We start from the raw sequence: 15,416 nt of genomic DNA on the forward strand, positions 1-15,416 counted from the left end.
AGACCGTCCGGCATTAGAACCAATAAACGAAAAGGTACAGTCCGAGCCAGACAACGTCCACAAAGTGCCAGTACCAAGCGGCACCTTCAAAACCAAAGTGGTTATCGGCGGTAAAGTGGCCTTTCATTAGACGGACCAAGATAACGGCCAGCATGGTTGCACCCAGCAACACGTGAAAACCGTGAAAGCCGGTGAGCAAGAAGAATAGCGAACCATATGCTCCTGAGCTGAACTTGAGGTTCAGTGCATGATAAGCATGGTAATACTCATATCCCTGACAAGCGACGAAGATGAAACCCAGAAGTATCGTGGCAAACAACCAGAACTTTGCTTTACCGCGGTGATCTTCACGCAAAGCGTGGTGCGAGATCGTCAGTGTTACGCCAGAGGTCAACAGCAACGCCGTATTGATCGTCGGTAGCCAGAACGGTCCCATCGTTTGAAAAACTTCAACAACGCCGGCAGGACCGGTATTGGGCCAGACGGCAACAAACGTTGGCCATAGCAGTTGCTTGTGATCAAGATCGCCAAGCCAAGGTGTGGTCACAGAACGCGTATACCAAAGCGCACCGAAAAAGGCTGCAAAAAACATCACTTCGGAGAAGATGAACCAACTCATGCTCCAGCGATAAGAGACATCGATGCGCTTGCTGTTCAAGCCCGTCTCTTCTTCATGAATCGCATCACCGAACCAGTGGTACAACACAACAATCAGACCGACCAGACCGGCATAGACCGCCCACTTGGCAGGATCAATACCGTTCACCCAGGCTGATGCGCCAAGCATCACTACCAGGAGCGCAAAACTGGCGCGAACCGGGTGGGCGGAATCATTGGGCACGTAATAGTACGGAGCCTCTTTGCCTTGGATAGAGTGGGATGCACTCATGTCATTCTCCATGCTGCAGATAGTTAATTACCGGTCTTAGCCGAAACTTGAGATCACCGCGCGGACGATCATGACAAGCCCGACCACAAAAATTACACCAAACAATAAGCCGGCAATCACCAGATGTACCGGATTAAGTTTGGACATATCCTCCTGATACCCAGAACCTTTACGCACGCCGAACATGGCCCACGCAATCGCCTTGAGTGTCTGAAAGAAATTCAGCTTTCGCTGACTCAACTCTTTAAGATCCTGACTCATTTTCACATCTAATCAAATGATCGGAACTCAACGTCCAATAAACTGCTTTGCAATGGTCCACCCGAACAACGCAAGAACAATCACCAGAAATACCAAACCTACGCGATTATTCTTACGCTTCTGTTCAGGAGTAGGGGCCATTTGATTACTTTACCTCTGGAGGTGTGACAAACGTGTGGAATGGAGCCGGTGAAGGCACAGTCCACTCCAAACCTTCTGCTCCTTCCCAAGGCTTGGCAGCAGCCGGCTGACCCTTGCCTGCATAACAACGCAACACCGCCGCCAGGAAAATCAACTGGGAGAAACCGAAAACAAAAGCACCAATCGTTGCAATCTGATGATAGTCGGTAAATTGAGCTGCATAGTCAACGTAACGACGTGGCATACCGGCCAGACCCAAAAAGTGCATCGGGAAGAAAGTCACGTTAAACGAAATAATGCTCAGCCAGAAGTGCCATTTGCCGAGTGTTTCGCTGTACATACGCCCAGTCCACTTGGGAAGCCAGTAGTAGGTGCCGGCGAATAAGGCAAACAACGAACCTGCCACAAGCACATAGTGGAAGTGAGCAACAACGTAGTATGTATCGTGAACCTGGATGTCGATCGGAGCCATCGAAAGGATGAGGCCCGTAAAGCCGCCAATCGTGAATACGAAAATAAAGCCGACAGCGAACAGCATGGGGGTTTCGAAAGTCATCGAGCCGCGCCACATCGTTGCAACCCAGTTAAACACCTTGACACCCGTAGGGATCGAAATCAGCATCGTTGCATACATGAAGTAAAGCTGACCGGTTACAGGCATTCCGGTTGCGAACATGTGGTGCGCCCACACGATAAACGACAAGATCGCAATCGAAGCAGTCGCATAGACCATCGAAGCGTAGCCGAACAGTCTTTTACGGGCGAAAGCCGGAACGATGGCTGAAACAATGCCAAACGCCGGCAGAATCATGATGTATACCTCGGGGTGACCGAAGAACCAGAAAATGTGCTGATAAAGGACTGGATCACCACCTGCGGCTGCGTTAAAAAAGCCGGTACCGAAATGACGGTCGGTCAACACCATGGTGATAGCTGCAGCCAAAACGGGCATGACTGCAATAAGCAGATAAGCGGTAATCAACCAGGTCCAGCAGAACAAGGGCATTTTCATCAGAGTCATGCCCGGAGCGCGCATATTCAGGATTGTGACCACGATATTGATCGCGCCCATGATCGAAGAAGCACCCATGATGTGGACAGCAAAAATAGCCAGATCCATGCCGGGACCCATTTGCAGCGTAAGCGGGGCGTAAAGTGTCCAGCCGGCTGCGGTTGCGCCACCGGGAACAAAGAACGAGGCACTAAGCAAAATACCTGCAACGGGCAACAACCAGAAACTGAAGTTGTTCATACGAGCGAAAGCCATATCCGATGCGCCGATTTGCAACGGAATCATCCAGTTAGCAAATCCGACAAAGGCGGGCATGATCGCACCGAAAACCATGATAAGACCATGCATGGTCGTAAACTGGTTAAACAGTTCGGGCCGGAAAAACTGCAAGCCCGGCTGGAACAGCTCGGTACGCAACAGCAATGCCAACACGCCGCCAACGAGCAGCATGACAAACGAAAATATCATGTACATCGTACCGATATCTTTGTGATTGGTTGCGAATAACCACCGGCGCCAACCGTGTAGCTGATGACCATGATCATCATGGTCGTGGTCGTGGCCGTGGCTGTGATCTGCTGTGACGCTACTCATGTTGAACTCCTATCCTGCTTTGGCTGCAATCCCGCGTTTGGCGGGACAGTCAGCGTATCTTTTCGAAAGTGTCGTTGATAGACTGAAGACAAATCAAATTTATCGTGCGGCCTTAACTTCAGCCGGCGTGACGACCGGATCCTTGCCTTTACCCTGATTACCCCAGGATGCGCGCGTGTAATTGATCACGGCGGCAAGTTCCACATCATTCAACTGTCCGGCGAAAGAGGCCATTGCGGTTCCGGGCTTGCCCTTGAGCATGATGTCAATTTGTGCCGCCTTGGGACCCATGACAATCGCACTGCCGTCAAGCGCAGGGAACGAACCAACGATACCCTTACCACTACCCTGGTGGCAGGCCACGCAATTCGCCGCGTAAACCTTTTCGCCGCGAGCAATCAATTCAGCTGCAGGCCATTCCTTGTTTGGATCGTCGTTAGCTGCATCGGCCAGTTTTTTCTGCTCTTCTGACCATTTTGCCCAATCCTGTTCGGAGACAACCTTGACAACGATCGGCATGAAAGCATGATCCTTTCCGCAAAGCTCGGCGCACTGACCACGATATTCACCAACTTTATCGGCACGGAACCAGGAATTACGAATGAAACCGGGAATCGCGTCTTGCTTCACAGCCAGGTCGGGCACCATCCAGGAGTGGATAACGTCACCGGCAGTCACTGCGACACGAATCTTTTTGCCTACCGGAACAACCAGCGGCTTATCGACTTCCATCAGATAAAAAGGACCCTTGGGCTCACGGTTCTCGATTTGCGCGGCGGGTGTAGACAGATTGGACAAGAATTTCACGCCCGCAGCGGGACCGTCTACATATTCGTAGCCCCACTTCCATTGATAGCCGGTCACTTTAACCGTCATGTCCGCACCACTCGTATCCTTCATGGCAACCACGGCGCGCGTTGCAGGCAATGCCATCGCGATCACGATCAGGAAAGGAATCACGGTCCAAGCGATTTCAACGCTAACGCTTTCATGAAATGTTGCAGGCTTGGCGCCACGCGACTTGCGATGCGCCCAGATCGAGTAGAACATCACGCCGAAAACAGCGATGAAAATCACCAGACAGATGATCAGCATCAACCAATGGAGCCAAACCACGTCGCGAGCGATCTGGTTGACACCCTCAGTCAAATTGAGCTGATTGACGCGCGGACCTCCCGGCATATCCACTACTTGTGCACCCACAATGCCGCTAAAAAGCATGGCACAGGCACTCAGTAACCCTCTCAACTTCTTCATGCTGACCTCGAAACACGTTGCAATTAGCGCTTGAATCCGTTGGAAAAAAGCACCGCTTGCAAAAGAAAATTATCGGACGGCTAATGTCAATGACCCAGACAAAACATGGGTTGATTTAGCGCAAATCATTAAGAAACGTGGGGGATTATAGCGGAGCTACGTACGAACTGCTGCTCTACAATCCATTCATTCCATTTTGAGCCTCGCTCCATATGCCCGCTGCGCTCCTGTCCACCGACCAGAATCGACTCCGATTGTTGCTCAATAGCCTCAAAAGCCGGGCTGATGAACCACCGCATGCCGGCTCGCTTCCCCTGTCAATCGCCGCAAAGCGTTGTGGGACGGTGTTTCCCGATGCGATAAAGGCATTGAGCGGACTTTACGGCGTCAAAATAACCCAGGATGCTGTCGATATTGGAAGCAACATGCATCCAGGCCCGGAATTAAACGGTTTGCTCGAAAATGTGGCAAAAACACTACGTTCTGCCGGATGCGCTCCGGGTTGGCGAGATGAATTGCTGGATATCTGGGCTGACCCGGAGTCCAAAGATGAACACTTAGGAGTCATAGAGCGAGGCGTGATGCGCCCCCTCGGTATCGTTACGCGAGCCGTTCACCTGAATGCCCGGTCAAGTCAAGGCAATATCTGGATCGCCAGAAGATCAATGACAAAAAAAACCGATCCGGGGCTATGGGACACATTAGTTGGTGGTCTGGTAGGCAGCCTGGAGCCTGACGACCTGGCTTTGATTCGTGAAACCGAAGAAGAAGCCGGTCTGGATGCCGGTCACATCAAAAGTCGTACACCCTTGCGCACAATTCATCGGATGCGCCGCAAAATTCCTGAAGGCTACCAAAACGAACAGGTACTGACCTGCGAGTGTGTGTTGCCCGATGCCGTGACACCGATAAACCGCGATGGCGAGGTCATGGAAATCCGCTGCCTGGCGCCAGATCAAATTCTGGAAATGATTCTCGCTGACACCGTCACCATAGAAGCATCCATCGTTTTCGTCGAAGATTTATTGCGCAGAACCGCCTGCGCCTGATTGTTGTCCCTGCCAAACCTCGAGCGCGCGCAAGCGTTGTTTCGCAACCAATTCGATACTTTGGCGCAAAGATGCATCCCGCGCCATCAAGTTTTCAAACTCGTTGACCGGCAAACAAAGCAACTTGCTATACCCCAAGGATCGAACCTCGAATCCTCGCAAAAGTTCCTTTTTCAACATATACAACTCGCCGAAAAACTCCCCTGAACCCAATTCGATGTGGGTGGAGTCCGGCAATCGAACCCTAACCGCGCCGGAAGCAACAACATATAGAGCGTATGACGGCATATTATTGGCCGACCAAACCAGTTGATCCGGCAAAAAGAGACGAGGTTTCATCATGCGGGCAACCGAGCGCTGCACTTCCGGAGATAGCCCATTTAACAATGGAACTCTGGCTACGAGCTCTTCGGGCTCCATCTCCATATCAAGCAATGGATCCTTATCGATGAAGCTCCAGCGCTGCCCGACGCGCGTGGACAAGTCTTCATAAACTTCGCCGCTAATCAAAGACTGTTCCAGCATTTCATCGTAACGCTCGCGTTCAATCCGACGAGCAATACGCCCCAGATAACACTCCTGTAGCCAAGTTGAATACTTTGGATACTGCAATTCGAGTGCCTGCAGACCCTGCTCGATCAAATCGAGGCGATTCTGATGTGCCTGCCTAACTTGCTCTGTTGCCTCATCCCCAATAATGTCGCGCAATTTTTGATCGGCAAACGTCAGCAACTGTCTAGAAACGGATCGCATACTCATCAGCGAGACGAACCGCTGACTCAGTTCGTAAGCCAACCAGCGCTGGATACCGAAAACCTCATAAATCCGCAACGCCTGGCGAAACCTGCGCGGATAGCGCAGCGCCCGTTTAGCAACTTTATTAAATCCATCCAGTCCTCCTACCCGGACTGCATCCTCATGCCGTTCAGCCTTACCAATCAAAATTTCGGCCATAGATCGATCGATGATCTGATGCTTCAGAATCTCGAAATAAATTTCAAATTCGCGGCGAGCAAGAATCGATAACCCAAGATCAATCCTATCCTGAACCGAGAACTGTTCAACTTCCGCATCGCTTGGCGCAATCAATAATCCATCGAACACTGAACGCACGCGCTCACGCACATCATCCGGAAGCAACTCCGACTTAGCGATATCATCTGTCTCATGCTGATTCAGAGTGGCCGCCACCACGACAGCCTGATCACGCAAGGCGCGTTGTTTACGTGTCAATTGATTCAAACCCAACAGCCGTATCAATGGCTGCAAGGTCATGCCATTAATAAACAGCGTCGCCAAAATAAAACCCGTCACCGTCACAGCGATAAATTCGCGCACTTCCTGAGGCAATCCGACCCTCTCGGTCACCGCTAAGGCCAGTGCAAAAGACACTGCACCACGAAGCCCACCCCACCAAATCACTGCCTGGAAACGCCTTCCAACCCTTGCCCCGACTCCCAGCTTAGTCAACAAGGGAACCAGCCCATATACGACAATCGCACGCGCCAAAAGTGTCGTCACGAAAACCAGCAGGATGTACAAAGCATGCATCCAGGTTATGTTCGCCATCATCTTGGGAATCAACATGGCCGCCAACAAAAAAACCAGTGAGTTTGCCCAGAACCCAAATTGATGCCATGAATGCGAAAGCGTTTCGAAAGCCGCCGGAGATATACGTGTGCGCCCCGTCGATCCAACCACTAGGCCGGCAACAACCGTTGCCACAACGCCCGACACATGCAAATAATGTTCTGAAATGAAATAAGAAAGATATGCAACGGCAACAGTGAGCGAAACCTCGGCTGCCGGCCAGCCTCGCAGCCACTTGAAGGCAACGCACGTAAATCGGCCGATCATGAACCCGGCTAGCCCTCCTCCCAAAAACAGGAAGAGGAAATCCTTTACGACAATAAATACTTCCCAGTTCCTGTCCTTCGTCAACACACCAAGCAGAACGGAATACAGTGCGATTGCAGCCGCATCGTTCAACAGACTTTCCCCTTCGACCAGAGTCGTCAACCGTTTCGGTGCCCCGACTTCCCTGAAAATACTGACCACTGCAGCAGGATCCGTTGTGGCCACAATCGCTCCAAGCAACAAACATGCAACGAGGCCCATTCCGGAAACGCTCGTCAACACAACACCAACAAGCAATGTACTCACGATCACGGCAACAATCGCCATCATCAAAATGGGACCGATATCGTCCATCAGTCGCCGAACGTTCATCGAAAGTGATGTTTCGAACAAAAGTACAGGCAAGAATACGATCAGGAAGGTTTCGGATGACATGTCAAACGTAGTGACAATATCCAGAAAATCTCCGATCACGGGAGGTGTCCAGTTGTAGGACAAGTACGCGAGCAAAGACCCGCTCAAGGCAAGGAAAACAGAATACGGGATTTTCATGTGTCCGGCCAATGGCGGCATGAAACAGATCAGCGCCAACAAGCCTGCCAAGCCGAACACAACTGAACTTATATCCATCTTCGTGCCTTCAAACAAAATCAAAGGCGCCTCGCAAGGCGCCTTTGATTGGTGTGAAACATACCGTTTCTTAAAACGGACTTACACAGTCAAAGCCTCACGCATTTTCTTCATGGCAGCAACCTCAATTTGACGAATCCGCTCTGCGGATACACCGAATTCATCTGCCAATTCATGTAAAGTCGCACCACCTTCGTCTTGCAACCATCGTGCCTCAACGATCTTGCGCGAACGCGCATCGAGTTTATCCAGGGCTTGCACCAGGCCCTCACCCTGCATCCGATCTACCGCCTGACGCTCAAGCACCTGCATCGGATCCGAGCGCCCTTCATCAGACAAATACGCTATAGGAGCATAAGCGTCCTCATCGTCATCCTGATTTTCAAGCGACATCTCGCGACCCGACATCCGAACTTCCATTTCGCGGACATCTTCGGATCGAACGCTTAATTTACTTGCAATCTCATCCACTTGGACTGGGTCAAGTGTATGTCCGTCCGGCCGCATGCTGCGCAAGTTAAAGAATAACTTACGTTGAGCCTTTGTGGTCGCAACCTTAACCATTCTCCAATTGCGCACAATGTACTCATGGATTTCAGCCTTGATCCAATGCACCGCGAATGAAACCAGGCGCACACCTCGCTCCGGATCGTAGCGCTTGACGGCTTTCATCAATCCGACGTTTCCTTCCTGTATCAGATCGGCGTGGGGCAATCCATATCCCAGATACTGCCTTGCGACTGAAACAACGAGGCGTAAATGAGACAACACCAGCTCTCTGGCTGCGCTGATATCCGCCTCGTCGCGCAGACGGCGGGCGAGAGCGGTTTCCTGCTCAGCGGTCAGCACGGGCAAATGGTTGACCGTAGATATATAGGCGTCGATCGTTCCCAGAGCACCTGGGTTCGAAATGGCCATTGCGAGTTGATTCTGTGGCAATGTCAAAGTAGTTACGCTTGTCATGATATTGTTGCTCCTGAACTCAGGTGCTACGACATGTTTTAATCTTAGCACTCTTGTGTGTCGAGTGCTAATCAGACGCGTTTTTCGCAGATAAGTTCCGCATTTCTTCTGACGGTGTTAATCTCAAGGGGCTCGGCGCAAACGGCATTTTGCCGTTTTTATGTGTCACCCTGGATCCGGGTATGTCCGATTTAGTTAAGTTTCTCTCGAAAATTCTGCTTGCCTGTGTCCTCATCATCATTGTGGGCTGGGCTGTTTACATCGGCGTGCGCTACTACCATGCCGAGCAGGTCGCTTACCGCTGGATATCAGGCCTGGCCGCCAAACAGGCTCAGTGGGAGAACAAAATTTCGGCCGCCGGGGGCAATACATTAACGGGATACGCAACCCCTGATAGCCCAACCACAATCGATGGCATTCAAGGCAGTCTGGTTGGGCTTACGTACGATCCATTACAAAAACGCCTCTGGGCTGTAGCCAACAAACCCGCAACGCTCATTTCGCTCTCTCTCGAGGGACAAGTTATTGGAACTTACCCCTTGAAAGGCATGTCGGAGGTCAACGGTATTGCCTGGATGGGTGGAAACCGAGTTGCGATGGTCAACGGACGAAGAAGTCGCCTGGTGATCACCGAGGTGCCCTCCGAGCCGCAAACGCTTGACGTCACACGCGCTTTCTCGCTTGTTCTGAAATTCGGTGAAAGCGAGGATAGCAATTACGGATTTGACGGTCTTGGTTATGATCTCAAGCGAGACCGTTTGTACATTGCCAAAGAGCACAGTCCCCGCGCCCTTTACAGAATCAGTGGCCTGAATAACCTTCAATCTCCCGATTCACGCGGCATGAGAATCGAAAATGTCAGCTACTGGCTTGATGAAATTCCTTTTGCAACCGATCTTTCATCCGTTGAAGTCGATCCGCTAACTGGTCGTGTCTTTCTCCTGAGCGAAGAGTCTCAGATGATTGTTCAGCTTGATGGTGACAGCGGTACCGGTCGCGGTATGCTCTCACTCAAGCCCAAGGGGGGCAAACCCATGCCACACCCCGACGGGGTCGCAACCGACGAAGCGGGTAACATTTATATCGTCAGTGAACCTAACCTGTTCTATCGTTTGCGCAAGCCTTGAATTGTTTAGCGGAGCTTCTTTATGGCCCGTTTACCTCGACTGTATGCGCCAGGCCTGACTCAGCTGGTTATTGCCGAACTGGTCAAAGATGCAAAAGGCCATGGCCCCGACCTTTCCCCCGCAACGATCAAGGATATGTTGCAATGGATTGGTGAAGCTTCCAGAACCCATCATGTTGCCATCAACGGCTGGGTAATTACTCCCGGATCCATTGCCTTGCTAGCCACGCCTGCCGATTCCCGGGGTATTTCCAAGCTCATCCAGACTATTGGGCGTAACTTGGCGTCCCGTCTAAAAGCCGGATCTGTCTTTTCCGGTCGCTACCATTCGACTTTGCTCGAATCTGCGTCATGGGTATTACCAGCACTCGTTTGGCTCGAATGGCTACCTGTACGAGAGGGCCTGACCCAAGATCCCGAAAACTGGATGTGGTCATCGGCGTGCGCCCACACTGGTTTAGGCGGCTTGAATCATTTTTGGCTCGAACAGCATGTCGATTACTGGGCGCTGGGCAACACCCCATTTGACAGGCAAGCGCGTTATCGTGCCATCCTGCAAGAGGGTAATTCTCTTAACAACGATCAAAAAATTTCATCTAGCCTTCGCGGTCAATGGGCTCTTGGCTCCGACTCTTTCCTTGCTAGCATTTCCGATTTTGCGAGCCGCCGCGTACGACCCGGTTTGCGCGGTCGCCCCAAAAAACTTGTCGAATCAGTGCACTAATGATCTGTCCCCATTAATTTAATTCGATTTGGCGAATTCGAATAAATTGGGGACGTACCCTATTTTAATTTTCTTGCACTGCCGCATTTTCAAGCGTATCGTTCTCACCCTCGCACCGCTTATCAGCCGTGGCGCCTCCGGAGCACGAAATGTCAACACATCCATTAAATTTTTATCCTGCGAAAAAATCTTCGCAGGTCGCCGAACCATCCGTCCCCACCACCGGTTTACCTGTTGCGCAGGGACTTTACTCGCCATCGCATGAACATGACGCATGCGGCGTTGGTTTCGTTGCGCACATCAAAGGCGAAAAAAGCCACGCAATCGTAGAGCAGGGCCTGAAGATTCTTGAAAATCTGGATCATCGGGGCGCAGTCGGCGCCGACAAATTGATGGGTGATGGTGCGGGCATTCTCATCCAGATTCCCGATGCGTTTTATCGCCAGGATATGGCAAAGCAAAATATCGAGCTACCCGCCCCGGGCGAATATGGCGTAGCCATGGTCTTTCTTCCCAAAGAGATCGCTTCGCGCCTTGCTTGCGAACAGGAGCTTGAGCGCGCAGTTCGCGCCGAAGGTCAGGTGGTTTTAGGCTGGCGCGACGTACCGGTCGACACTGAAATGCCCATGTCGCCCGCCGTACGTGCGTGCGAGCCCGTCATTCGCCAGCTATTCATCGGCCGTGGTGCGGATGTGATGGTACCGGATGCGCTTGAGCGAAAGCTTTACGTGATTCGCAAGGCAGCCAGCCACGCCATTCAGGCAATGGGTCTGGCTCACGGCAAAGAATATTTCGTGCCTTCCGCTTCGGTTCGCACCGTGGTCTACAAAGGCTTGCTGCTGGCTGATCAAGTTGGTCGGTACTACAAGGATCTCGCCGATCCACTCACCGTTTCCGCGGTCGCGCTGGTTCACCAGCGTTTCTCGACAAATACATTCCCTGCCTGGCCACTGGCTCACCCCTATCGCATGATTGCGCATAACGGCGAGATCAATACCGTCAAGGGTAACTTCAACTGGTTGCGCGCCCGCGAAGGCATGATGCAATCGGCCGTGCTGGGTGATGACCTCAAAAAGCTATATCCAATTGTTTACGAAGGCCAGTCCGACACGGCTACTTTCGATAATTGTCTGGAATTGCTCGTCATGTCCGGCTACTCGTTGGCACACGCCATGATGATGATGATCCCCGAAGCATGGGAACAGCATACGCATATGGACGCCAGCCGTCGCGCGTTTTATGAATATCATGCCGCGATGATGGAGCCCTGGGATGGCCCGGCAGCCGTTGCATTCACGGATGGTCGCCAGATCGGCGCCACGCTTGACCGAAACGGTTTGCGCCCGGCCCGCTACCTGATTACCGATGATGACATGGTCATCATGGCTTCCGAAGCCGGCACTTTGCCGATTCCCGAAAGCCGGATAGTCAAAAAATGGCGCTTACAGCCCGGCAAAATGTTCCTGATCGACCTCGAACAAGGTCGCATCATTGATGATGCCGAAATCAAGTCACAACTTTCCAACTCGCGTCCTTATCGCCAGTGGATCGACCGCCTGCGCGTCAAGCTCGATTCGCTGCCCGTCCCGCAAGCCAGCGCCGCCGAAAAATCTGCAACCACCTTGCTCGATCGACAACAGGCTTTTGGCTGGACGCAAGAAGACTACAAGTTCGTGCTCGAAATCATGGCAAGCACAGGCGAAGAAGCCATTGGCTCAATGGGCAACGATGCGCCGCTGGCGATTTTGTCGAGTCGCGCCAAACCTTTCTACAATTATTTCCGTCAGCTGTTTGCGCAAGTCACCAATCCTCCGATCGATCCGATCCGCGAACAACTCGTCATGTCGCTGGTGTCATTTATTGGTCCCAAACCAAATCTGCTGGACATCAACAACGTCAACCCGCCACTGCGTCTCGAAATCACTCAACCTGTTCTCGACGTTGAAGAAATGGAACGCATCCGCGGCATCGCCGCATTGACTGGGGACAAGTTCCGTAGCCTGACGCTTAACATCACTTATTCCGCCGCATGGGGACCCGATGGCATCGAAGCCCGCCTAGCCGCACTTTGCGCCAAGGCAGTCGATGCCGTCAGGAGCGGCTACAACGTGCTTATTCTTTCCGATCGTGCGGTCGATAGCCAAAACGTGGCCATTCCGGCGTTACTCGCAACCTCGGCGATTCACCAGCATCTTATTCGCGAAGGTCTGCGCACCAACACTGGTCTTGTAGTTGAAACCGGTTCGGCTCGAGAAGTCCATCACTTCGCATTGTTGGGTGGTTATGGTGCCGAAGCCATCCATCCCTTCCTCGCCCTCGAAAGCCTGGTCGATATGTGCAAGGACCCCGAAAAGGCGGACAAGGCGGTCAAAAACTTCATCAAGGCAATCGGCAAGGGCTTAAACAAAGTCATGTCCAAAATGGGCATTTCGACCTATATGTCCTACTGCGGCGCCCAGATCTTTGAAGCGGTTGGCCTGCGTTCGGCGCTGGTGAATAAATATTTCTCTGGCACTGCAAGCACCATCGAAGGAATCGGTATTTTCGAAGTCGCTGAAGAAGCGTTGCGCACGCATCGTGCCGCTTTCGGCAACGATCCGGTGTTGGCTCATGCGCTCGAAACCGGTGGCGAATACGCTTTCCGCGTTCGCGGCGAAGATCATATGTGGACTCCGGACTCGATCGCCAAACTGCAGCATGCCACGCGCGCCAACAACTATCGCACCTACAAGGAATACGCTCAGCTGATCAACGATCAGAGCAAGCGTCACCTGACGCTTCGCGGCCTGTTCGAATTCAAGATCGACCCTGCCCGAGCTATTTCGCTCGATGAAGTCGAACCGGCAAAAGAAATCGTGAAGCGTTTTGCGACCGGAGCCATGTCGCTCGGTTCGATTTCGACAGAAGCGCATTCAGTACTGGCCGTCGCAATGAACCGAATCGGTGGTAAATCTAATACGGGCGAAGGCGGTGAAGACGAGCTTCGTTATCGCAATGAATTGCGTACCGGTAAAAGCGGGATTCAAGCCGGAGCAACGCTTGCATCCGAACTTGGTGCGGACGTGATCGAAGCCGACATCCCTCTGCAAGCAGGCGACTCGATGCGTTCACGCATCAAGCAAGTTGCCTCTGGCCGGTTTGGAGTCAGTGCCGAATACCTTTCGAGCGCAGATCAGATTCAGATCAAGATGGCTCAAGGCGCCAAGCCTGGTGAGGGCGGTCAGCTACCCGGCCACAAAGTTTCCGAATACATCGCAAAATTGCGCTGCTCGGTTCCGGGTGTCGGACTGATTTCGCCACCACCTCACCACGACATCTACTCTATCGAAGATTTGGCCCAGCTCATTCACGATCTGAAAAACGTGAACGACAAAGCATCGATCTCCGTCAAACTGGTTTCCGAAGTCGGTGTGGGCACCGTGGCGGCGGGTGTTGCCAAGGCCAAGGCAGATCACGTCACGATTTCGGGCCATGATGGCGGTACCGGCGCTTCGCCAGTCTCGTCTATCAAACATGCCGGCACGCCATGGGAACTGGGTCTGGCCGAAACGCAGCAAACACTGGTGCTAAATCAGTTGCGTAGCAGAATTCGCGTTCAGGCTGATGGTCAGATGAAAACGGGTCGTGATGTTGTGATCGGGGCGCTGCTAGGTGCGGATGAATTTGGTTTTGCTACCGCACCCCTAGTAGTCGAGGGTTGCATCATGATGCGCAAATGCCACCTCAACACTTGCCCGGTTGGCGTCGCCACGCAAGATCCGGTTCTACGCAAAAAATTCCAGGGCAAGCCGGAACACGTCGTGAACTACTTCTTCTTCGTTGCGGAAGAAGTACGCGAAATCATGGCGCAACTTGGCGTTCGCACCTTCGACGAGCTTGTCGGCCGAGTCGATCTTGTAGACACCCGCGCAGGAATCGAGCACTGGAAAGCTCAAGGGCTTGACTTCACTCGTGTGTTCTATCAGCCTGCAATCGATGGTCCGCGCCGTCAGACTGAAGTGCAGGATCACGGGCTGGATGTTGCGCTCGATCATGAACTGATCAAGCGCAGCCTGCCTGCTATTGAGCGTGGCGAAAAAGTTTCTTTCATCACGCCTGTGCGCAACCGCAACCGTACGATTGGCACCATGCTATCTGGTCGGGTGGCAACCAAGTATGGTGATCACGGTCTGCCCGACGACACCATTCACATTCAGTGCAATGGCACAGCAGGACAAAGTTTTGGTGCATTCCTGGCTCGCGGCATCACGCTCGACCTGGTTGGCGAAGGCAATGACTATGTCGGCAAGGGATTGTCTGGTGGTCGCATCATCGTTCGCTCACCAAACGACTTCCGTGGCTTTGGTCCAGATCACATCATCATCGGCAACACCGTAATGTACGGAGCCACTGCAGGTGAAGCCTATTTCAACGGAGTGGCGGGCGAGCGTTTTGCCGTGCGCAACTCCGGCGCTGCGGCTGTTGTTGAAGGGACAGGCGATCATGGTTGCGAATACATGACCGGCGGCACCGTTGTAGTTTTGGGTCAAACCGGAAGAAACTTTGCCGCGGGAATGTCGGGTGGCGTAGCTTACGTATTCGATCCGGACAATACCTTCGCCGAAAGATGCAACACATCAATGGTTGCTATCGAACCTGTTCTGTCATCGGCCGAACAAGAAAAAACCCAGGGAATGGACATCTGGCACAGCATGGTTCGCGGTGGCCAGCGAGAAACTGACGAAGCAATCCTGCGTCGCCTGGTCGAAAACCATTTCCGTTACACAGGCAGTTTCCGCGCACGCGATCTGGTCAGCGACTGGGACTCCGCGCGAAGCAAATTCGTCAAAGTCATGCCTGTCGACTACAAGCGCGCGCTGGGCGAAATGTGGCGCGCTGCCAACCCACAGTCAAAAGCTGCTTAAGGAATCATC

Annotated in this window: 10 protein-coding genes; 4 read left to right on the forward strand and 6 right to left on the reverse strand. The window is 52.5% G+C overall.

The genetic code is table 11. The features are described 5' to 3' along the window. Positions 1–13: 13 nt before the first annotated feature. From G3I67_RS03750 to coxB, 4 genes are all read right to left on the reverse strand, one after another. On the reverse strand, positions 14–889 hold the full coding sequence (locus G3I67_RS03750) for a cytochrome c oxidase subunit 3 (protein ID WP_163651648.1): 876 nt from the start codon (positions 887–889) through the stop codon (positions 14–16). A gap of 36 nt (positions 890–925) precedes the next feature. After that, positions 926–1,150, reverse strand: coding sequence for a DUF2970 domain-containing protein (locus G3I67_RS03755; RefSeq protein WP_163651650.1), 225 nt, complete (start codon positions 1,148–1,150; stop codon positions 926–928). Positions 1,151–1,295: 145 nt separating this feature from the next. Continuing rightward, entirely contained in the window at positions 1,296–2,897 is a 1,602-nt protein-coding gene (gene ctaD, locus G3I67_RS03760) for a cytochrome c oxidase subunit I (RefSeq protein WP_163651652.1), read from the reverse strand. A gap of 99 nt (positions 2,898–2,996) precedes the next feature. Next, positions 2,997–4,154: a cytochrome c oxidase subunit II gene (gene coxB, locus G3I67_RS03765; RefSeq protein ID WP_163651654.1), complete on the reverse strand. Its 1,158-nt coding sequence runs from the start codon at positions 4,152–4,154 to the stop codon at positions 2,997–2,999. A gap of 212 nt (positions 4,155–4,366) precedes the next feature. Between coxB and G3I67_RS03770 the strand changes: the two genes are divergently transcribed. Continuing rightward, a complete protein-coding gene (locus G3I67_RS03770; protein WP_203583536.1) occupies positions 4,367–5,203 on the forward strand; it encodes an NUDIX hydrolase in 837 nt (278 codons plus the stop codon). On the opposite strand, the gene G3I67_RS03775 is transcribed toward G3I67_RS03770, so the two are convergent. Both G3I67_RS03775 and rpoH read right to left on the reverse strand, forming a co-directional pair. After that, positions 5,177–7,690, reverse strand: coding sequence for a cation:proton antiporter (locus G3I67_RS03775; protein WP_163651671.1), 2,514 nt, complete (start codon positions 7,688–7,690; stop codon positions 5,177–5,179). The genes G3I67_RS03770 and G3I67_RS03775 overlap by 27 nt on opposite strands. An 81-nt stretch (positions 7,691–7,771) precedes the next feature. Next, positions 7,772–8,653: an RNA polymerase sigma factor RpoH gene (rpoH, locus tag G3I67_RS03780; protein WP_163651673.1), complete on the reverse strand. Its 882-nt coding sequence runs from the start codon at positions 8,651–8,653 to the stop codon at positions 7,772–7,774. A 182-nt stretch (positions 8,654–8,835) separates the two neighbouring features. Here rpoH and G3I67_RS03785 point away from each other — a divergent pair, with 182 nt between their 5' ends. The 3 genes from G3I67_RS03785 (at position 8,836) to G3I67_RS03795 (ending at position 15,407) form a co-directional block, all read left to right on the forward strand. Continuing rightward, complete coding sequence (locus G3I67_RS03785; RefSeq protein ID WP_163651674.1) at positions 8,836–9,780, forward strand: SdiA-regulated domain-containing protein; 945 nt, start codon at positions 8,836–8,838, stop codon at positions 9,778–9,780. 21 nt (positions 9,781–9,801) lie between these two features. Then, positions 9,802–10,503 (forward strand): hypothetical protein, encoded by a 702-nt coding sequence (locus G3I67_RS03790; protein WP_163651676.1) that lies wholly within the window; start codon positions 9,802–9,804, stop codon positions 10,501–10,503. Between the two features lie 149 nt (positions 10,504–10,652). Further along, the gene (locus G3I67_RS03795) at positions 10,653–15,407 is read left to right on the forward strand and encodes a glutamate synthase-related protein (RefSeq protein ID WP_163651678.1); all 4,755 of its coding nucleotides are present in this window, start codon (positions 10,653–10,655) and stop codon (positions 15,405–15,407) included. Positions 15,408–15,416: the final 9 nt, after the last annotated feature.

The sequence above is a fragment of the Sheuella amnicola genome (genome assembly GCF_010499255.1).
Taxonomy (GTDB): Bacteria; Pseudomonadota; Gammaproteobacteria; order Burkholderiales; family Burkholderiaceae_B; genus Zwartia; species Zwartia amnicola.